This window comes from Sphingobium limneticum, assembly GCF_008710165.1.
GTDB classification, from domain to species: domain Bacteria; phylum Pseudomonadota; class Alphaproteobacteria; order Sphingomonadales; family Sphingomonadaceae; genus Sphingobium; species Sphingobium limneticum.
Map to the genome: position 1 here is coordinate 35,600 of NZ_VYQA01000005.1, position 20,578 is coordinate 56,177.

The following is a 20,578-nucleotide window of genomic DNA, read 5'->3' on the forward strand; positions in this document are numbered from 1 at the left end:
TTGTCGCAAGCGCGCGCGTTTCGCGCAAGCGGTGCGATAAGCCGAAACGATCAGGCCTGATCCAGGGCCTGCAACGCCGCCCGCAACTTTCGCAAAACGCGAGGATCGCCCGGCGCCGCTGCTGCCGCTTCATCGGCCAATATGATCAGCGCGGTCAGGCCAAAGCTGGCCGCCAGCCCCTTCAAACGCCAGGCTGCCAATTCCCAATTGGCGTCGCAACGCGCCCGCCCCAGCAAATCGACCTGCCGGTTGGCGCTTTCCAGAAAGGCCACGCGCAGATCTGCGATCAACGCGCTATCATCGCCGACGGCGGCTGCCAGAGCGGTATGGAGGGCGCCAGGATCATAGGACATGGGACAAACGCTATCGGGCTTGCGTTAAGTTTTGGTAACAAGGCATTTCCGCGGCCGGAAAAGATGCTAGGATGAGGACATGACAGGGGGCAGCACCATCGTCGAGTTCTGGCGAGACGAACAAACCGCGACCGGCAACGAGTCGCAGATGGACGATATTTTGCTTTTGAAACAGGCCGTTCTCGACATAGACGAGGGCGAAGCGCCAGAAGGTGCCAACGAAACCACGGTCAAGCGGCTCCGCTGGGCCTTGCTGGTGATGGCAACTGGCTGGGTCGGCTTTGCCGGTTGGGCCATCGCCACGTCCGGCAATCTGGCCGCAGGGCCCTTCGCCTGGGCCAATGCCATCGTCACCATAGCCATTCCCCTCATTCTGCTGGCCGTCGCCTATCTGCTGATGGTCCGCAACAGCCGTACCGAATCGCGCCGCTATCTCGACACCGCCCGCGCCCTGCGGACGGAGGCCGACCTGCTGGAATTGCGGCTTGGTCGGATCAGCAGCCAGTTGGAAAATGCGCGACAAGCGATGCAGGATCAGGCCGAACTGCTCGACAGCTATGGCGCGGCTGCCAGCAGCAATATGGAAGCATCCGCCGAACTCATCGCCGGCCGCGCCCAGACGACCGCCGACAAGGCCGAAACCGCCGAGCGGGCCGCCTTGGCGCTGGTATCGCGCATGGATCAGTTGATCGGATCGATCCCCGAACTGGAAGATCGCACCGGTCGCATGACCGCGCAGATGATGGACAATGGCCATGCGCTGGCCGAACGGATCGACACGCTGGAAGCGCGACTACATGCATTGGGCGAACTGTCCGACGACGCGCGCGCCCGCACGCTGGCCGCGACCAAGAGCCTGGCGAGCCAGTTGACGCAATTGCAGGAAGCCACGCGGTCGGCCTCCGAAGAAGTGACCGGCATGGCCGATATCGCATCGAGCCGCATTGATGCCACCGCGCAAGTTGCGCGGCAGGCGATGGATCGCAGCCGCGGCGATATCGAAGCCCATGCCAGCGCACTCACCGCTCTGATCGACGCGGCGCAGACTGGGGTTGCGGACACGAGCGCGCAGGTGCGCCAGACCCTGACGCAGGATCTGGATGCGGCCGAAGCAGAGCTGCGCACCCGCTTGGACAATGCCCAGCGCACGATACAGGCGGGCCTGGCCACGACCGATGAAGCGCTGACCCGGCGCGCCCTTGCGCTCGAAACGCTGGTATCCGCTGCCGAAAAGGGCATCGGCCAAGCCAGCGAGGACGCACTGGCGGTGCTGGAGCGCGACATGGAAGCGATGGAGACGGACCTGCGTCGTCGCCTCGACGCCGCGCTGCAACGGGCGCAGGAGACGCTGGCCGTCACCGACGGCGGCCTCAGCAGCCAGGCAGCATCGCTCGACGCGCTCGTCAACCGCTCACGCGAGAGCCTGACGGCGATTGGCGACGACACCGTCGCCGGCCTCAGCGACACGATCGGGGACGTCGAAAGCCGATTGCACCAGATCAACGAGATGATCGAAGGCCAGCGCAGCCTGATGGCGAGCCTGCACAACAGCCTGAACGATACGATCGCCAGCACGGATGGCCGCTTCGCCGCACTGGAAGACAGCGCCCTGGCGCGCGGCGAACGGCTCACCGGCGCATTGACCCGCATGGCGGAGGAAACGCAGCGCATCGACAAGGCGCTGGCGGCTGGCGGCATGACGGCCGAAAAGCTGATCGGGTGCGCCGAAACCCTGCTGGTCGCCCTCGATTCGAGCGTGCGGGAACTGGACGAAACCTATCCGGCGGCGTTGGAGCGGTTCGACGCGCGCCTGCAACAGAGCCGTACCCTGCTCGGCAACACGACACCGGAAATGGAAAGGCTGGAAGCCATTTCGGAGGCGCTGGTCGGGCGCACCGAAGAAGCGGAGGAAATGTTGCGCGGCCAGGGCAGTCGCCTGACCGAATGGCTGGAGAGCACGCAGGGCGGGCTGGAGGCCAATCGCGAACTGGTCGAACGGCTGCGCACGACGCTGGACGGGGCGCATCAGGATGCGACCCGCATCACCGAAGGCGCCGGGCCGCTGCTCGTCACCGCGCTGTTGCGGGTCAAGGACACGGCCGATCAGGCCGCAGAGCGCGCGCGGCAAGCCCTGGGGCGTGCCATCCCCGACGCGGCGCAGCAGTTGGCGCAGGCCAGTGATGAAGCGTTGCAAGGCGTGATCGGCGAAAAGGTGACGGCGCAGATCGAGCAGGTCGCTCGCGTAGCGGAAGAAGCGGTCAAGGCCGCGCATCAGGCATCCGAACGCCTGACCCGCCAGTTGCTGACGATCGCCGACACCAGCGCCAGCGTGGAACAGCGGATCGAGGAAGCCGAACGCGCGTCCGAAACCCGGGACCGCGACCATTTCGCGCGGCGATCGGCGCTGCTGATCGAATCGCTCAACAGCACCGCGATCGACGTCGCCAAGCTACTGTCCAACGATGTGACCGATTCGGCCTGGGCCGCCTATCTGAAGGGCGACCGGGGCGTCTTCACCCGCCGCGCGGTCAAGCTGCTGGACGCCGGCGAATCGCGCGAAATCGCACTCCATTACGATAATGACGCGGAATTCCGCGATCATGTGAACCGCTACATCCATGATTTCGAAGCGATGCTGCGGATCATCCTGTCGGCGCGCGATGGCAATGCGCTGGGCGTCGCCGTCCTCTCGTCCGACATGGGCAAACTCTATGTCGCGCTCGCGCAGGCGATCGAGCGGTTGCGGCAATAAGACGGCGGCTCAGCCGATCATTTTGCGGAAATAGACCACCCGCTCGGTTTCGGTGAAACCGGCGGCTTGGTGAAAGCGGTGGCTGGACAGATTGGCGATGTCGGCATCGGATGCCATTTCGGTGCAGCCCTGGGATTGCCCCCATGCCGCCACCGCATCGATCAAAGCGCGCGCCAACCCGCCCCGTCGCGCATCTGCCGCCACATAAAGTCCCTCCACGAACAGAACCGGGCTGGTGTCGCAGCCATTGACATAATCATGGCGCAGGGCGGCCTCGACGAAGGCGATAGCATCGCCCTGCCCATCCAATGCGACAAAGGCGATCAGGCCCTCGTTCGCCAACATAGCGGTAATGTCATCCTGATGATCGGCGACGCTGGCATCCGGCCAGAGCGCGGCGCGCATCTGCGCCCAGGATTCCAGGTGAACGGCAGCGGCGCGAACGATCCGCTCCGCAGCCTCGATCATCGCGTGACGCGATAGCCGGGCAGCATGTCGAGCGTCACCCAGCCCTGTACATAATTGGCATAATAGAGGCCGAACAGGATCGTGGCCAATATGGTCGCGCGCAGCATCACGACGGCGGGTCGGAAATTGCTGGGCGCGCTATCCGCCTGCCCCTTCAGCAGCACTTCACCCGTTTCATTGGGGGTGCGGATGCCGAAGGGGAGCATGATGAAGGCGCTGATAACCCACATCAGGAAATAGATGGCGAAGATAGCGTACCAGTTCATCGCGCCTGTTTAAGCGCGAACGATCAGCACGTCCACTATCGGCTTCTTGCCGGTCCAGCGCGTCGCGGTACGGCGCACGGCAAGACGCAGACGTTCGCGCAAAGCCTCTTCCTCCAGCGATCCCTTGGGAATGGCGGCGGCGGCTTCCTCGGCCGCTTCCGCCAGGAAAGCCGCCTTGTCTTCCTCCACCGGCACACCCTGCGTACGCAGCATAGGATCGCCGATCAGCTTGCCCTTGCGGTCGATCGCCACGGCCACGCTGATCTGACCATGCAGGCCCAGCTTGCGCCGCTCGTTTATGGTCGATCCGTCGGCGGGCAGGATGACGTCGCCGTCCAGCACCAATCGGCCCGTTTCCTGCTGGCCGATAATCTCGGGCGCGCCGGGCGCCAGACGCAGCAGGTCGCCATTGGACTGGACCACTGCATGGCGGATGCCCGTGGCAATGCCAAGCCGCGCCTGCTCCGCCATATGGCGGCGCTCGCCATGGACCGGCAGCAATATCTCGGGCCGTATCCAACGATACATCGCTTCCAGTTCCGGTCGGCCGGGATGACCCGACACATGGACTTCGGCCTGGCGATCGGTAATCATCAGGATATTCTTCTGAGCCAGCGCATTTTGGATACGACCGATGGCGATTTCATTGCCCGGAATCTGCTTGGACGAGAAGACGACCGTGTCCCCTTCCGCCAACTTGATCGGATGGCTGTCGAACGCGATGCGCGACAGCGCCGCCCGTGCCTCACCCTGTCCGCCCGTGGCGATGATCATCACCTCGTCACGCGGCAGGCTCATGACATCGTCCCAATCGACGGTCGGCGGAAAATCCTTGAGATAGCCCGCTGCCTTCGCCGTGCCGATGATCCGGTCGAGCGATCGGCCTGCAACGCAAACCTTGCGCCCCATTGCCGTCGCAACCTCTCCCAAAGTCTGCACCCGCGCGGCGTTCGACGCAAAGGTCGTGACCAGTACGCGGCCTTTGGCACCGGCGACGGCCTGCATCAGCCCCTCGCGCACATCGCCTTCCGAGCCGCTGGCCTTGTCGTTGAAGACATTGGTGCTGTCGCATACCAGCGCCAGCACGCCTTCGTCGCCGATCGCGGTCAGTTCCGCCGGGGTCGAAGGCTGGCCAAGCAAAGGCTGGTCGTCCAGCTTCCAGTCGCCGGTGTGGAAGATGCGGCCATAAGGCGTGTCGATCAGCACCGCATTGCCCTCCGGAATGGAGTGGGCCAGCGGCACATAGCGAAAACCGAACGGACCGAGATTGAAGCTGCCTTCATTCTCGATCACATGCAGCTTCACATCCTTGCTGAGGCCTTCTTCTTCCAGCTTCATGCGGATCAGGCCCGCCGTGAAGGGCGTGGCATACAGCGGCACGCCAAGATCGGCGGCCAGATAGGGGATGGCGCCGATATGATCTTCATGCCCATGGGTCAGGACGATGCCGAGCAGGTCGTCGCGCCGATCCTCGATGAAGCTCAGGTCCGGCAGGATCAGTTCCACGCCGGGATAATTGGGATCGGCAAAGGTCAGGCCGAGGTCGACCATGACCCACTTGCCCTGGCAGCCGTATAGATTCACGTTCATGCCGATTTCGCCCGAGCCGCCAAGGGCCAGGAAAATCAGTTCATCCTTGGGTATCATTATGTTTTCAAACTCCGCTCGTGCAACAGCGCCAGCCCCAAGATGGTGAGGTCCGGTGCGATCGCATCGAAAATATCGCTATTGTCATTGAAGAGGACGGCTAGTCCTCCGGTCGAAATTACCTTGGCCGGACGGCCGATCTCTGCGCGGATACGCGCGACCAGCCCTTCCATCATCGCCACATAGCCCCAAAAGACGCCGATCTGCATAGCATCTACCGTCGTCCGCCCGATGACCGACCGGTTTTCCGGCGGCTCGATCGCGATCTTGGGCAATTTGGCCGCGGCGGCAACCAGCGCGTCCAGCGACAGATTGATGCCCGGCGCGATCACGCCACCTTTATAGGCACCGCTATAATCGACCACGTCGAAGGTCGTCGCCGTCCCGAAATCGATGACGATCAGATCGTCTTGGTAAAGATGGTGCGCGGCGATCGCATTTACAACCCGGTCCGCACCGACCGAGCCAGGCTCGGCCACATCCAGTTCGATCCCCCAATCGACCGGCGCCTGCCCCGCGACCAGCGCCGTCGTCTTGAAATATTTCTCGGCCAGCACCTGAAGGTTATGGAGTGCGCGCGGAACGACGGTAGCGACGATGACCGCATCAACATCCGCGATGGCATAGCCTTCCAGCTGCAACAGCTGGTTCAGCCAGACGACATATTCGTCGGCCGTGCGCCGGGGATCGGTGGCGATGCGCCAGCGTGTCTTGATCTCGCGCCCGTCGAGCAGCGCGAAAACGACATTGGTGTTACCCGCGTCGATCGCGAGAAGCATGGCCGGTCCCTCAGTTGAGAATGATGTCGCCGGCGTGAATGGCACGGCTGTCCCCATTCGCCAAGCGCAGGATCAGCATGCCCTGACGGTCGAGCGTGTCGAATGTCCCCTCGACCTGCCCGCCATCGGGCTGGATCACGCGCATCGGCGTGCCGGTGGGATGGGCGTTGAGCAGCCAGTGGGTGCGGATGGGGTCCAGCCCCTGCGCCCGCCAAATGGAAAGCCAATGGGCGAAAAGCTGCGCGAGCCGATCATAAAGGGCTTGGGCCGTGGCGTCGATCGCGCCCTGCGCCGCCAGGCTGGTAACGGGACGGTCTAGTCCGACCGGATGACCGGTCACATTGATGCCGATGCCCACGACGATCGCGTCGCCCGCCCGCTCCAACAATATACCGGCGATCTTGGCGCCATCGACCAATATGTCATTGGGCCATTTGATCCGCGCCTGCCCCGCGCACAACGGCGCGACCAGCGCATGGACCGCATTGGCCGCAACCAGCGCCAGCGTGTGAGGCAACGGATCGGTCGACTGCAACCGGATCAGCGTAGAACAGTAAAGATTGCCATCCGGGCTTTCCCAGGCGCGACCCATGCGCCCCTTGCCCCCGGTCTGGCGCGCGGCGCGCAGCCAGCTACCGTCAGCGCCCCCCTGCTCCGCCAACGCCAGCATATCGGCGTTGGTGGAACCGGTTTCCTCGACGAAGCGGAGCAGTGTCAGAAGAGCGACGCTGCCGCGGCAGCGCTCGCCTGATCCAGCATGGGGTTGAGCAGGTAACCCAGAACGATCACCACGGCACAGGCCGTCAGGATGATGTTCTCGACCGGGCCGCCCTTCGCCTCATAGGTGGCGACCGGCTCGTCGAAATACATCGTCTTGATGATCTTGAGATAATAGAAAGCACCGATCACCGACATGGCGATGCCGAAGGCCGCCAGCGCCGTCAGGCCGGACGCCACCGCCGCATCGAACACCAGGAACTTAGCCCAGAAGCCGAAGAGCGGCGGGATACCAGCCATGGAGAACATGAAGATGGCGAGCGCGGCCGCCAGCCCCTTGCGCGACTGCGACAGGCCGGCCAGCTTGGCGATCTCTTCGACCGGTTTGCCGTCGGCATCGCGCAATTGCAGGATGCAGGCGAAACCGCCGATGATCATGATGACGTAGATCGCCATGTAGCTCATCGTCGCGGCCGCACCGGCGGGCGTACCCGCAGCCAAGCCGATCAGCGCGAAGCCGACATTGTTGATCGACGAATAGGCCATCAGGCGCTTGATGTTCGTCTGACCGATGGCGGCAACGGCGCCGAACAGGATGGACGCGAGCGCGACGAAGATCACGATCTGCTGCCAGTCCAGACCGGCCGGACCCAGCGCCTCGATCGCCACGCGGACGGTCAGGCCGATGGCCGCGACCTTGGGCGCGCTGGCGAAGAAGGTGGTGACCGGGGTCGGCGCACCTTCATAGACGTCGGGCGTCCACATATGGAACGGCACGGCGCTGATCTTGAACGCGAGCCCTGCCAGCACGAAGACCAGACCGAACAGCTCGCCCTTCGACACGCCGTCGCCCAAGGCCACAGAGATACCATCGAATGCGGTGCTACCGGTGAAGCCGTACAGCAGCGAGATCCCGTAGAGCAGGATGCCGCTCGCCAGCGAACCGAGCACGAAATATTTCAGGCCCGCTTCGGAGGAACGCACGTCCTGGCGCATGAAGCTGGCCAGCACGTATGAGGCAAGGCTGTTCATTTCCAGGCCGACATAGAGCGTCAGCATGTCGCCCGCCGACACCATCATGCCCATACCGATGGCAGCGAACAGGATCAGTACCGGATATTCGGGGCGGGGATTGCCGCCAACCGAGAAGAAGCGCGGAGCCAGCAGGATAGCCGCCGCCGCCGCGCCGTAAATCAGCGCCTTGGCAAAGGCCGAAAAGGCGTCTGCGCGATACAGACCATCGAAGGCGTCAGGACCGTGGGCCAGAGAGCAGGACAGCGAAACGCCTGCGATCGCCAGCACGATGACCGACAGCCAGTTGACCAAGCGGGCCGAGCCGTCGCCGCCAAAGGCCGCGACCAGCATCAGTGCCAGGCCACCCACCGTCAGGATGAGTTCCGGCACGACCGCCAGAAGGGAAGCGGAGTCAATCATCAGTGCGCCTCCCCGTGCGCGGATGCTTCTTCATGGTGGCCCTCACTTTTAGGCTTGGGCGCACCCATCTTGATCTTGGAATCTCCTGCGGGAGCCGCAGGGGCGAGGCGCGCTTCAAGCGCTTGGATGTCGGACCGCATCGGGGCCAGGAAGCTTTCCGGATAGACACCCATCCACAGCACCACGGCTGCGATCGGCGCCATCAACCAGAATTCCCTGATCGACAGGTCAGGCATGGCCGCAGCATCGGCGTTCACCTGATCGCCGTAGCAGATGCGGCGATAGAGGTAGAGCATATAGGCTGCACCCAGGATGATGCCCGTGGTGCAGACCAGGGCGACCCAGCTCGATGCCTGATAAACACCCATCAGCGACAGGAATTCACCGACGAAGTTGGACGTGCCCGGCAGGCCGACCGATGCCATGGTGAAGAACAGGAACAGCACGGCATAACGCGGCATGTTGATGCTGAGGCCACCATAGCGGTTGATCTCGCGGGTATGCAGGCGATCATAGACCACACCCACGCACAGGAACAATGCGCCGGCGACCAGACCATGGCCCAGCATGACCATCATCGCACCTTCGATACCCGCCTGGTTGAAGGCGAACAGGCCGATGGTGACGATCGCCATATGCGCGACCGACGAATAAGCGATCAGCTTCTTCATGTCCGACTGAACCAGCGCGACGAGCGAGGTGTAGACCACCGCGACCATCGACAGGCCCCAGACCAGCGGCGCAAGCTGCGCCGAGGCTTCCGGGAACATCGGCAGAGAGAAGCGGATAAAGCCGTAACCACCCATCTTCAGCAGCACGCCGGCCAGAATGACCGAACCCGCCGTCGGCGCCTGAACGTGCGCGTCGGGCAGCCAGGTGTGGACCGGCCACATCGGCATCTTCACCGCGAAGCTGGCGAAGAAGGCCAGGAACAGCCAGGTCTGGACATGCGGATCGAAATTATAGGCCATTAGGACCGGAATTTCGGTCGAACCGGCTTCATGCACCATCCACATCATCGCGATCAGCATCAGAACCGAGCCGAACAGCGTGTAGAGGAAGAATTTGTACGAAGCGTAGATACGATCCGCGCCACCCCAGATACCGATGATCAGATACATCGGGATCAGGCCGGCTTCGAACATGATATAGAAGAGGTAGAGATCCTGCGCCGTGAAGACGCCGATCATCAGCACCTCCATGAACAGGAACGCCGCCATATATTCGCCGACGCGCTTGTTGATCGCGTTCCAGCTAGCCCCGATGCAGATCGGCATCAGGAACACGGTCAGCGCGATCAGCATCAGGGCGATACCGTCGATACCCAGCGCCCAGGCGAAACGGCCGAAGATCGGCGCATATTCCTGGAACTGCCATTGCAGCCCGCCCTGGTCGAAATTCATCCACAGGACGATGCCTAGGACGAAATCGACCAGCGTCGCGATCAACGCGATCCAGCGCGCATTATTGGCGCCCGCGAACAGGCAGGCGATGGCCCCGGCCATCGGCACTGCCATCATCAGGGAAAGGATGGGGAAGCCGTCCATTATCGTGTCATCGCCCAGGTTGCTGCCGCGGCGAGCCCGATGAGCATCACCAGCGCGTAGGTGTAGAGGTAGCCGGACTGAAGCCGACGGGTGATCTTGTTGCCCTGCACGACCAGAGCAGCCAGCCCGTTGGGGCCGAAGCGGTCGATGAAGCCGACGTCACCGAACTTCCAGAAGAAGCGGCCGATGGCGAAGGCGGGTTTGACGAACAGGAAGTTGTACAGCTCGTCAAAATACCACTTGTTCAGCAGGAACTGGTAGAGGCCACCGAAGGTCGCGACGAAACGGCGCGGCCAGTCGGTATTCTTGATGTAGCTCAGCCAGGCAATGACCAGACCGGTCAGCATAACCGTAAACGGCGAGAACTTGACCCAGGTCGGCACTTCATGGGCTTCGTGCATCAAGTGGCTGTCGAACGCGAGCGCGCCCTTCCAGAATTCGATGCCGCCTTCCGGACCAATGAACTGATCGTGGAAGATAAAGCCGGCGAAGACGGCGCCCAGGCTCAGCACCAGCAGCGGGATCAGCATGACCAGCGGGCTTTCATGCGGGTGATAGCCACCCGTACCGTCGCCGGCATCATGCGCATGATGATCGTCATGGCCATGGGCATCATGGGCGTGCGCCGCATGATCGTCATGCCCGTGATCGTCATGGGCATGATCGTCATGGCCGTGGCCATGGGCGTCATGCAGCGCATGCTGGATATGTTCCGACTGCGTCCAGCGCGGCTTGCCGAAGAAGGTCAGGAAGACCAGGCGCCAGCTGTAGAAGCTGGTCAGCAGCGCGGCGAACACGCCGACGATGAACGCACCGGTGCCCGCACCGCCCGCAGCATAGGCCGCCTCGAGGATGCCGTCCTTCGAATAGAAGCCGGCAAAGCCGACGCCGACGATCGGCAGGCCGACGCCGGTGATGGCGAGCGTACCCAGCGTCATCGTCCAGAAGGTGATCGGGATGCTCTTACGCAGGCCGCCATAATAACGCATGTCCTGCTCATGGTGCATCGCATGGATGACCGAGCCGGCACCCAGGAACAGCAGCGCCTTGAAGAAAGCGTGCGTGAACAGGTGGAACATCGCCGCGCCATAAGCGCCGACGCCGGCCGCAAAGAACATATAGCCCAACTGCGAACAGGTCGAATAGGCGATGACGCGCTTGATATCGGTCTGCACTGTACCAACGGTCGCGGCGAACAGACAGGTCGCGGCACCGACATAGGTGACGACGGTCAGCGCCGTTTCCGACGTTTCGAACATCGGCGACAGGCGGCAAACCATGAACACGCCGGCGGTGACCATCGTGGCCGCGTGGATCAGCGCCGACACAGGCGTCGGACCTTCCATCGCGTCCGGCAACCAGGTGTGCAGGCCAAGCTGCGCCGACTTGCCCATCGCGCCGACGAACAGCAGCAGGCAAAGGACGGTCATGGTGTCGAAACGATAGCCGAGGAAACCGATGGTCGAACCGGCCATCGACGGCGCGGCTTCCAGGATTTCCGGGATCGATATGGTGTTGAACACCAGATAAGTGCCGAAAATGCCCATCATGAAGCCAAGGTCGCCGACACGGTTGACGACGAACGCCTTGATCGCGGCCGCATTGGCGCTGGGCTTACGGAACCAGAAACCGATCAGCAGGTAGGAGGCCAGACCCACGCCTTCCCAACCGAAGAACATCTGAAGCAGATTGTTCGCGGTCACGAGCATCAGCATCGCGAAGGTGAAGAGCGAGAGATAGGCGAAGAAGCGCGGCTGATCCGGCTCTTCGTCCATATAGCCCCAGCTATAGAGGTGGACGAGGCTCGACACGCTGGTGATGACCACCAGCATGACCGCCGTCATCGTGTCGACGCGCAGCGCCCACTGGGCATCGAAGCTGCCGCTTTCGATCCAGGTGAACAGCGGCGTCACCGACGCTTGCGCCTCGCCGAGCAGGAAGGGAATGAAGGTCGCCCAGCTCAGCGCGCAAGCGATGAACAGCGCGCCGGTGGTGACGATCTTTGCAGGCAGCTTGCCAAGGGCCTTGTTGCCAAGGCCGGCGATGGCAGCAGCCAGCAACGGAAGAAGGACGATATACTGAATCATGTCAGGAGGCTCAGCCCTTCATCCGGTTGACATCGTCGACGGCGATGGTGCCGCGACCACGGAAGTAAATGACGAGGATGGCAAGGCCGATGGCCGCTTCACCCGCCGCGACGGTCAGCACGAACATCGAGAAGACCTGCCCCACCAGATCGCCCAGGAAGGCGCTGAAGGCGACGAGGTTGATGTTCACGCTGAGGAGGATCAGCTCGATCGCCATCAGGATGATGATGACATTCTTGCGATTGATGAAGATGCCCAGCACCCCCATCACGAAGAGGATGGCGCTGACCACCATATAATGTTGAAGGCCGATCACAGCTCCACCCCCTGCCCGATGGGCTGATTGATGTTACGCGTCGCATCCTGCGGACGGCGACGGTTCTGCTTGGCGACATTCTGGCCCTTCACGCCGCCGCGAGCGCGGTGGGTCAGGACGATCGCGCCGATCATGGCGACCAGCAGCACGATGCCCGCCGCTTCGAACAGGAAGATGTAGCGGGTATAAAGCAGCCCGCCGATCGCCTGAATGTTCGACAGTTCCGGGTTCGCCGGAGCGGCACGCTGCGCCAGTTCGATCGGGCCAGCGCTCCACAGGCCGATGCCCAAGATGATTTCCGCCAGCAGTACCAGAGCGATGAGCAGGCCGAAGGGCAGATAATCGACGAAGCCGGCCCGCAATTCGGCGAAGTCGATGTCGAGCATCATGACGACGAACAGGAACAGCACCGCGACCGCGCCGACATAGACGATGACAAGCAGCATCGCGATGAATTCGGCACCGAGCAGGATCATCAGACCGGCAGCGTTGAAGAAGGCCAGGATCAGCCAGAGGACCGAATGGACCGGGTTGCGCGACAATATCGTGAGCGCGCCGCTGCTCACCACCAAAATGGCGAACAGGTAGAAGGCGATAACGTGGATCACAGGATCATATTCCCCTTGATGCCGGCGGCTTAACGATAGGGTGCATCGGCGGCAAGGTTCGCGGCAATCGCCCGCTCCCACTTGTCGCCGTTTTCCAGGAGCTTGTTCTTGTCGTAGATCAGCTCCTCGCGGGTTTCGGTCGCGAATTCGAAATTCGGTCCCTCGACAATCGCATCCACCGGGCAGGCTTCCTGACAGAAACCGCAATAGATGCATTTGGTCATGTCGATGTCGTAGCGCGTGGTGCGGCGGCTGCCATCGTCACGCGGTTGCGCCTCGATGGTGATCGCCTGCGCCGGACAGATGGCCTCGCACAGCTTGCACGCGATGCAACGTTCTTCCCCATTGGGGTAGCGGCGCAGCGCATGTTCACCACGGAAACGCGGCGAAATCGGGTTCTTCTCGTACGGGTAGTTGATCGTCGCCTTGGGCTTGAAGAAATACTTCAAGGTCAGCCAGTGCGCCTTCACGAACTCCCAGAGGGTGAAGCTCTTGACGTAGTAACCGAGGCTCATTGTGCGCCTCCATAGCGCGTCAGCATGAGGAAGCCCGAAACCAGGAAGACGAACAGAAGCGAGGTCGGCAGGAAGATTTTCCAGCCCAGCCGCATCAGCTGGTCATAACGGTAGCGAGGCACCGTCGCCTTCACCCAGGAGAAGACGAAGAAGAAGAAGAGGATCTTGGCCAGGAACCAGATGATACCCGGCACCAGATAGAGCGGCGCCCAATCGAACGGCGGAAGATAGCCACCCCAGAAGAGGATCGCGTTCAGCGCGCACATCAGGATGACGTTGGCATATTCGCCGAGCCAGAACAGGGCGAAGGCCATCGACGAATATTCGGTCTGATAGCCCGCGACCAGCTCGCTTTCCGCTTCGGTCAGATCGAACGGCGCGCGCGCCGTTTCGGCCATCGCCGAAATCAGGAACATGATCGCCATCGGGAAGAGCAGCGGGTTGAAGCCGTTGCCGTTCAGGAAGCCATAATAGCCCTTCTGGCTCTCGACGATGGCCGAGATGTTGAAGCTGCCGGCCCACAGGACGACCGTGATCAGGATGAAGCCGATCGAGACTTCATAGCTGATCATCTGCGCCGAAGCGCGGATCGCCGAGTAGAAGGGATATTTGGAGTTGGACGCCCAACCGGCCAACACCACGCCGTAAACGCCCAGCGACGACACGGCGAGGATGTAGAGCAGGCCGACATTGATGTTCGACACCACCACGCCCACGCCGAACGGCACCACAGCCCAGGCGATCAACGCCACGGTGAAGGTGATGATCGGCGCGATCAGGAACAGGGATTTGTTCGCGGCCGACGGAATGATGGTTTCCTGAAGGAAGACCTTCAGACCGTCCGCAAAGGACTGGAGCAGGCCGAGCGGACCAACGACGTTGGGACCACGGCGCAGCGCCATCGCCGCCCAGATCTTGCGGTCGGCATAGATGATCATGGCAACGGCCAGCATCAGCGGCAGGGCAATGACCAAAATGCCGATGAGGGTAGAAAGCAGCCAGGCGCCTTCGAAAGGCAGGCCGAGGCCTTGGAAGAAAGCGGTCACTCTGCGGCCTCCGCATACTCAACACCATGGATCAGCTCGGCCGAGCATTGCTGCATCGTCGGGCTGGCACGGCAGATGGCGTTGGTGAGGTAGAAATCCTTGATCGGTGAACCGAACTCACCGGTCGCACCGGTCGGCAGCGACGGGACGGACCAACCATAATCGGCCAGCCCCTCGACGCCGAGCGCCGGAACCGCCTTCACCATTTCGGCGCGCAGCTGTTCGAAGCTGTCGAACGGCAGCTTGGCACCCAGCGCTTCGGAAAGCGCACGCAGGATCGACCAGTCCTCGCGGGCATCGCCCGGCGCGAACACGGCCTTTTCACCGAACTGCACGCGGCCTTCCAGATTGACGTAGGTGCCCGCCTTTTCGGCATAGCTTGCGCCCGGCAGGATCACGTCCGCCGCGTGCGCGCCCTTGTCGCCATGATGGCCGACATAGAGTTTGAAGCTGTTTTCGAACGCCCCATAATCGACTTCATCCGCACCCAGCGAGATCAGCAGCTTCGGCGCGGCCTGCGCCACCGCCTTGATGCCACCCTTGGTCGCGTAACCGAGCATCAGGCCGCCCATGCGAGCCGCCGCGAAGTGCAGGACGTTATAGCCGTTCCAGCCATCCTTCACGAGGCCCAGCGTTTCGACCAGCGCCAGCGTGTCGCCATGCGCGCCGTCCTTGGCCAGCACGCCGCCGCCGACGATCATCGCCGGACGGGCCGCGCCCTTGAAAGCTTCCAGCACCGCTTCGGGGAGCTTCGCCAGCAGCGAGGCATCGTTACCCAGCCATTCGACCTTGTAGGTCAGATCGACTTCCGGCCCGACCGCGAAAATCTTCGCGCCCTTCTTGATCGCCTTGCGGATGCGGGTGTTCACCAGCGGCGCTTCCCAGCGCAGGTTGGTGCCGACCAGCAGGATGACGTCAGCGGTTTCGAGGTCGGCGAGCGGCGTGTTGAACACCACCGAAGACAGGCTCGACACATCGTAGGACAGGCCGGTCTGGCGACCTTCGAGCAGCGAACCGCCCAGCTTTTCGACCAGCACCTTGCCAGCGAACATGGTTTCGCAGTCGAGCAGGTCGCCCGCGATCGCAGCCACGCTGCCGCCATGCTGCACAGCGGCGACGGCGGCAAAGGCTTCCGCCCAAGTCGCGGGCACCAGCTTGCCATCCTTGCGGACGTAGGGCTTGTCGAGGCGCTTGCGGACCAGACCATCGACATTGTGCCGGGTCTTGTCGCTTGCCCACTCTTCGTTCACGTCGTCATTGATGCGCGGCACGGCGCGCAGCACCTGACGACCACGGCTGTCGAGGCGGATGTTGGTGCCGAGCGCATCCATCACGTCGATCGCATGGGTCTTCTTGAGTTCCCACGGACGCGCTTCGAAGGCATAGGGCTTGGCAGTCAGCGCACCGACCGGGCAGAGATCGACCACATTGCCCGACAACTCGCTCTTGGCGGCATGTTCGAGATAGGTGGTGATCTGCATATTCTCGCCGCGATAGATGGCGCCGATTTCCGGCACGCCCGCGACTTCCTCCGCAAAGCGCACGCACCGAGTGCACTGGATGCAGCGGGTCATGACCGTCTTGACGATCGGACCCATATTCTTCTCGGTCACGGCGCGCTTGTTTTCGTCATAGCGCGACGCGCCACGGCCATAAGCGACCGACTGGTCCTGAAGATCGCATTCGCCGCCCTGATCGCAGATCGGGCAATCGAGCGGGTGGTTGATGAGCAGAAACTCCATCACCCCTTCGCGGGCCTTCTTGACCATTTCGCTGTCGGTGCGGATTTCCTGACCTTCGGTCGCCGGAAGCGCGCACGAAGCCTGCGGCTTGGGCGGTCCGGGCTTCACCTCGACCAGACACATGCGGCAATTGCCCGCGATGGAAAGGCGCTCATGATAGCAGAAACGGGGGATTTCCTTCCCCGCCTGCTCGCAAGCCTGAAGAACAGTCGCCCCGGCCGGGACTTCCAGTTCTACGCCGTCTACTTTGACCTTCGGCATGGTTACTCCGCTGCCTCCATGACGGGGGCGCTACCCTTGTTTTCGTTGATCCGGCGCTCGATTTCCGGGCGGAAATGCCGGATCAGCCCCTGGATCGGCCAAGCCGCCGCGTCGCCAAGCGCGCAGATGGTGTGGCCTTCGACCTGCTTGGTCACCTGGAACAGCATATCGATTTCGCTCTGATCAGCGTCACCGGTGCGCAGCCGTTCCATAACACGCCACATCCAGCCAGTGCCTTCACGGCACGGCGTACACTGGCCGCAACTCTCATGCTTGTAGAAGTAGGAGAGGCGCGAAATGGCGCGAACGATGTCGGTCGACTTGTCCATGACGATGACGGCGGCGGTGCCAAGGCCGGAGCCGAGCGCACGCAGCCCGTCGAAATCCATCGGCGCGTCCATGATTTCCTTCGCAGGAACCAAGGGGACCGACGACCCGCCGGGGATGACCGCCAGCAGATTGTCCCAACCGCCCCGGATGCCGCCGCAATGACGGTCGATCAGTTCGCGGAACGGGATCGACATCGATTCTTCGACGACGCAGGGCTTGTTCACATGGCCGCTGATCTGGAACAGCTTGGTGCCACGGTTATTCTCACGGCCAAAGCCGTTGAACCAGGCCGCACCGCGCCGCAGGATCGTCGGGCTGACCGCGATCGATTCCACGTTGTTCACAGTGGTCGGGCAACCATAGAGGCCCGCACCCGCCGGGAAAGGCGGCTTCAGGCGAGGCTGACCCTTCTTGCCTTCGATACTTTCGATCTGCGCGGTTTCCTCGCCGCAGATATAGGCGCCGGCGCCACGATGGACGAAAACGTCGAAATCATAACCGGATCCGCAAGCATTCTTGCCGATGAAGCCCTTTTCATAGGCCTGCTCGACGGCGGCGAAGAGAACCTTCGCTTCGTAGATGAACTCGCCACGGATGTAGATGTAGGCGGCACGCGCCCGCATCGCGAAACCGGCGATCAGCGCGCCTTCGATCAGCTTGTGCGGATCGTGGCGGATGATTTCGCGGTCCTTGCACGAACCCGGTTCGGATTCGTCGGCGTTGATGACCAGGAAGCTGGGACGGCCGTCCTTGCTTTCCTTGGGCATGAACGACCATTTCAGGCCGGTCGGGAAGCCAGCGCCGCCACGGCCGCGCAGGTTCGACGCCTTCATGATGTCGATAATACCATCCTGGCCGATTTCCATCAGCTTCTTGGTATTATCCCAATCGCCACGCTTCATCGCGGCGTCGACGCCCCAATCCTGGAAGCCGTGGACGTTGGTGAAGATGCGATCCTTGTCGGTCAGCGGGCCGACGAAGGGCGGCGGTGCCGCTGGTGCGGGTGCGTCGGTCATGCCCAATCCCCCCGATAGTCGTGATTTTCCGTGACCATCTCTTTCAGCGTGGTCGGGCCACCTTCGGGCGCGCTCGTCTGACGGTCGATTTGCGGGCCGATCTTGGGCTGGCCACCCGTGGCCAGCGTCTCCAGGATCGCGCTCATGCTGTCATAGGTCAGATCTTCGAAATTATCGTCGTTGATCTGAACCATCGGCGCGTTGGCGCAGGCGCCAAGACATTCGACTTCGGTCAGCGTGAACAGGCCGTCGGGGGTCGTACCACCCTTGACCAGCCCCTTGTTCTTGCACGCCGAAAAGACGTCGTCCGAACCGCGCAGCATGCACGGCGTCGTGCCGCATACCTGCACATGATAGCGGCCGACCGGCGCGAGGTTGTACATGGTGTAGAAGGTCGCGACTTCGTAGACGCGCATGTACGGCATATCGAGCTGACGCCCGATATATTCCATCACCGGCACGGGCAGCCAGCCATTGGTCTGCGTTTCCGCACCGACCTGACGCTGGGCCAGGTCGAGCAGCGGCATCACCGCCGACTGCTGGCGACCGGCGGGGTAGCGCGCGATGACCTTCTTGGCCTGTTCGGCATTGTCGGCGGTCCACTCGAACGCGCCCCAGCGCGCACGGGTTTCGGCCTCATCGGGGATATGAACTGCGTCAGCCATTATCGGTCACATTCTCCGAACACGATATCCATCGCGCCCAGTACAGCGGTGGTGTCGGCGAGCATGTGGCCCTTCATCATGAAGTCCATAGCTTGCAGATGCGAGAAGGCGGTCGGGCGGATCTTGCAGCGATAGGGCTTATTGCTGCCGTCGCTGACCAGATAGACGCCGAATTCGCCCTTGGGGCTTTCGGTCGCCACATAGACTTCGCCCGCCGGGACGTGGAAGCCTTCGGTATAAAGCTTGAAATGGTGGATCAACGCTTCCATCGAACGCTTCATCTCACCACGCTTGGGCGGCGACACCTTGCGGTCGAAGCTGGCGATCGGCCCTTCGGGCATTTCGTTGAGGCACTGTTTCATGATGCGCGCGGACTGGCGCACTTCCTCGACGCGGACCATGAAACGGTCATAGCAGTCGTACGCCGTGCCGACCGGAATGTCGAAGTCCATGCGGTCATAGACGTCGTAAGGCTGCGCCTTGCGAATGTCCCAGGCGATGCCCGAACCGCGCAGCATGGGACCGGAAAAGCCCCATTTAAGTGCGTCTTCCTTGCTCACGATGGCGATGTCGACATTGCGCTGCTTGAAGATGCGGTTGTCGACCACCAGGCTCATTGCGTCTTCGAACAGACGCGGCAAGCGGGTGTCGAGCCAGTCGGCAATGTCGGTCAACAGCTTCAGAGGCACATCCTGATGCACGCCGCCCGGCCGGAAATAGGCCGAATGCATGCGGGCGCCCGAAGCACGTTCGAAGAAGTTGAGGCAATCCTCGCGAATTTCGAACAGCCACAGGTTCGGCGTCATCGCGCCGACGTCCATCACATGCGAACCGAGGTTAAGCATGTGATTGCAGATGCGGGTCAGTTCCGCGAAGAACACGCGCAGATATTGCGCGCGCAGCGGCACTTCCAGGTTCAGCAGCTTTTCGACCGCCAGAACATAGCTATGCTCCATGCCGAGCGGCGAACAATAGTCCAGCCGGTCGAAATAGGGCAGCGCCTGCATATAGGTCTTATATTCGATCAGCTTTTCGGTGCCGCGATGCAGCAGACCGACATGCGGATCGCAGCGCTCGACGATTTCGCCTTCCAGTTCCATGACCAGACGCAGAACACCGTGCGCCGCGGGATGCTGCGGGCCGAAGTTGATCGTATAATTCTGGATTTCCGTGTCGCCATAGGCCGGGTCGGCCGCATCGGTGACATGGTCCAGCTTTTCCAGATAATCGGACATTATGCCTTGTCCTCCGGCTTGGCAGCGCCCTTGCCTTCATCGGTGGCGGCAGCGGGCTTGGCCGGGGCATCGCCCGACTTGTCCTCTGCCTTCTTGTTGGCAGCGTCGCCGGCACCGGTATCGGCCTTGCTCTCGGTCGCCTTGGGCGTCGGGGCAGCGGCGGGTGCAGCCGGGGCGGAAGGCGCAGCGGCCTTTTCGTCGCCGGGCAGCACGTACTGCGCGCCTTCCCACGGCGACATGAAATCGAAGCTGCGGAAGTCCTGCGCCAGCTTCACCGGCTCATAGACGACGCGCTTATCCTCTTCGGAATAGCGCAGCTCGACATAGCCGGTCAGCGGGAAGTCCTTGCGCTGCGGATGCCCCTTGAACCCATAATCGGTCAGGATGCGACGCAGGTCGGTGTTGCCGTCGAAAACGACGCCATACATATCGAACACTTCGCGTTCCAGCCAGCCGGCGACCGGCCAGAGATGCGTGACGGTCGGAACCGGCGTATCTTCGTCGGTGGACACCTTCACGCGAACGCGGTGGTTCCGCGTGACGCTCAGCAGATGATACGCAACTTCGAACCGCTCGGGACGATCCGGATAGTCGACACCGGCGATTTCCATCAGCTGCTGATAATGACCCATGTCGCGCAGCGCGACCATGGCATTGGCCAGATCGTCGCGTACGACGGTGAAGGTCAACTCGTCGGCATGATCGACGGTTTCGATCAGCATGGACCCCAGCAGCGCGCCGATTTCCTCGGCGATGCCTTCGGGGTTCACGATCTTGGGTGCGGAATGGGCCAT

At 62.3% G+C, this 20,578-nt stretch carries 19 protein-coding genes; 1 reads left to right on the forward strand and 18 read right to left on the reverse strand.

The window, feature by feature from the left end; translation table 11 throughout:
* Positions 1–50 precede the first annotated feature (50 nt).
* Positions 51–353: an Hpt domain-containing protein gene (locus F4U95_RS08130; protein ID WP_150425295.1), complete on the reverse strand. Its 303-nt coding sequence runs from the start codon at positions 351–353 to the stop codon at positions 51–53.
* A 79-nt stretch (positions 354–432) separates the two neighbouring features.
* On the opposite strand from F4U95_RS08130, the gene F4U95_RS08135 reads away from it, so the two are divergent.
* Positions 433–3,105, forward strand: a complete 2,673-nt coding sequence (locus F4U95_RS08135) for a coiled-coil domain-containing protein (protein ID WP_150425296.1) — start codon at positions 433–435, stop codon at positions 3,103–3,105.
* 9 nt (positions 3,106–3,114) lie between these two features.
* On the opposite strand, the gene aac(6') is transcribed toward F4U95_RS08135, so the two are convergent.
* Genes aac(6') through F4U95_RS08220 form a run of 17 tightly spaced genes read right to left on the reverse strand, consistent with a single transcriptional unit; the run spans position 3,115 to position 20,578 of the window.
* Positions 3,115–3,573, reverse strand: a complete 459-nt coding sequence (gene aac(6'), locus F4U95_RS08140; protein ID WP_150425297.1) for an aminoglycoside 6'-N-acetyltransferase — start codon at positions 3,571–3,573, stop codon at positions 3,115–3,117.
* On the reverse strand, positions 3,570–3,839 hold the full coding sequence (locus tag F4U95_RS08145) for a DUF1467 family protein (RefSeq protein ID WP_120250210.1): 270 nt from the start codon (positions 3,837–3,839) through the stop codon (positions 3,570–3,572). Before F4U95_RS08145 ends, aac(6') begins: the two co-directional genes overlap by 4 nt.
* A gap of 9 nt (positions 3,840–3,848) precedes the next feature.
* Entirely contained in the window at positions 3,849–5,486 is a 1,638-nt protein-coding gene (locus F4U95_RS08150) for a ribonuclease J (protein WP_150425298.1), read from the reverse strand.
* Complete coding sequence (locus F4U95_RS08155; protein WP_150425299.1) at positions 5,486–6,265, reverse strand: type III pantothenate kinase; 780 nt, start codon at positions 6,263–6,265, stop codon at positions 5,486–5,488. The genes F4U95_RS08150 and F4U95_RS08155 overlap by 1 nt, the downstream gene beginning before the upstream one ends.
* A 10-nt stretch (positions 6,266–6,275) precedes the next feature.
* Positions 6,276–6,977, reverse strand: a complete 702-nt coding sequence (locus F4U95_RS08160) for a biotin--[acetyl-CoA-carboxylase] ligase (protein ID WP_150425300.1) — start codon at positions 6,975–6,977, stop codon at positions 6,276–6,278.
* A gap of 2 nt (positions 6,978–6,979) precedes the next feature.
* Positions 6,980–8,416: an NADH-quinone oxidoreductase subunit NuoN gene (gene nuoN / locus F4U95_RS08165; RefSeq protein WP_150425301.1), complete on the reverse strand. Its 1,437-nt coding sequence runs from the start codon at positions 8,414–8,416 to the stop codon at positions 6,980–6,982.
* A complete protein-coding gene (locus tag F4U95_RS08170) occupies positions 8,416–9,963 on the reverse strand; it encodes an NADH-quinone oxidoreductase subunit M (RefSeq protein WP_120250215.1) in 1,548 nt (515 codons plus the stop codon). The genes nuoN and F4U95_RS08170 overlap by 1 nt, the downstream gene beginning before the upstream one ends.
* Positions 9,963–12,050, reverse strand: coding sequence for an NADH-quinone oxidoreductase subunit L (gene nuoL, locus F4U95_RS08175; protein WP_150425302.1), 2,088 nt, complete (start codon positions 12,048–12,050; stop codon positions 9,963–9,965). The genes F4U95_RS08170 and nuoL overlap by 1 nt, the downstream gene beginning before the upstream one ends.
* A 10-nt stretch (positions 12,051–12,060) precedes the next feature.
* The gene (gene nuoK / locus F4U95_RS08180; RefSeq protein ID WP_004211745.1) at positions 12,061–12,366 is read right to left on the reverse strand and encodes an NADH-quinone oxidoreductase subunit NuoK; all 306 of its coding nucleotides are present in this window, start codon (positions 12,364–12,366) and stop codon (positions 12,061–12,063) included.
* On the reverse strand, positions 12,363–12,974 hold the full coding sequence (locus F4U95_RS08185; protein WP_150425303.1) for an NADH-quinone oxidoreductase subunit J: 612 nt from the start codon (positions 12,972–12,974) through the stop codon (positions 12,363–12,365). The genes nuoK and F4U95_RS08185 overlap by 4 nt, the downstream gene beginning before the upstream one ends.
* 29 nt (positions 12,975–13,003) lie before the next feature.
* Positions 13,004–13,489: an NADH-quinone oxidoreductase subunit NuoI gene (nuoI, locus tag F4U95_RS08190; RefSeq protein ID WP_150425304.1), complete on the reverse strand. Its 486-nt coding sequence runs from the start codon at positions 13,487–13,489 to the stop codon at positions 13,004–13,006.
* Positions 13,486–14,535 (reverse strand): NADH-quinone oxidoreductase subunit NuoH, encoded by a 1,050-nt coding sequence (nuoH, locus tag F4U95_RS08195; protein WP_150425305.1) that lies wholly within the window; start codon positions 14,533–14,535, stop codon positions 13,486–13,488. The genes nuoI and nuoH overlap by 4 nt, the downstream gene beginning before the upstream one ends.
* Complete coding sequence (nuoG, locus tag F4U95_RS08200) at positions 14,532–16,538, reverse strand: NADH-quinone oxidoreductase subunit NuoG (protein ID WP_150425306.1); 2,007 nt, start codon at positions 16,536–16,538, stop codon at positions 14,532–14,534. Before nuoG ends, nuoH begins: the two co-directional genes overlap by 4 nt.
* A gap of 2 nt (positions 16,539–16,540) precedes the next feature.
* Positions 16,541–17,884, reverse strand: coding sequence for an NADH-quinone oxidoreductase subunit NuoF (gene nuoF / locus F4U95_RS08205; protein WP_093011999.1), 1,344 nt, complete (start codon positions 17,882–17,884; stop codon positions 16,541–16,543).
* Positions 17,881–18,549, reverse strand: a complete 669-nt coding sequence (locus tag F4U95_RS08210) for a complex I 24 kDa subunit family protein (protein WP_150425307.1) — start codon at positions 18,547–18,549, stop codon at positions 17,881–17,883. Before F4U95_RS08210 ends, nuoF begins: the two co-directional genes overlap by 4 nt.
* Positions 18,549–19,784, reverse strand: a complete 1,236-nt coding sequence (locus F4U95_RS08215; RefSeq protein ID WP_150425308.1) for an NADH-quinone oxidoreductase subunit D — start codon at positions 19,782–19,784, stop codon at positions 18,549–18,551. The genes F4U95_RS08210 and F4U95_RS08215 overlap by 1 nt, the downstream gene beginning before the upstream one ends.
* Positions 19,784–20,578 carry an NADH-quinone oxidoreductase subunit C gene (locus tag F4U95_RS08220; protein WP_150425309.1) on the reverse strand — a complete coding sequence of 265 codons (795 nt, stop codon included), beginning with the start codon at positions 20,576–20,578 and terminating at the stop codon, positions 19,784–19,786. Before F4U95_RS08220 ends, F4U95_RS08215 begins: the two co-directional genes overlap by 1 nt.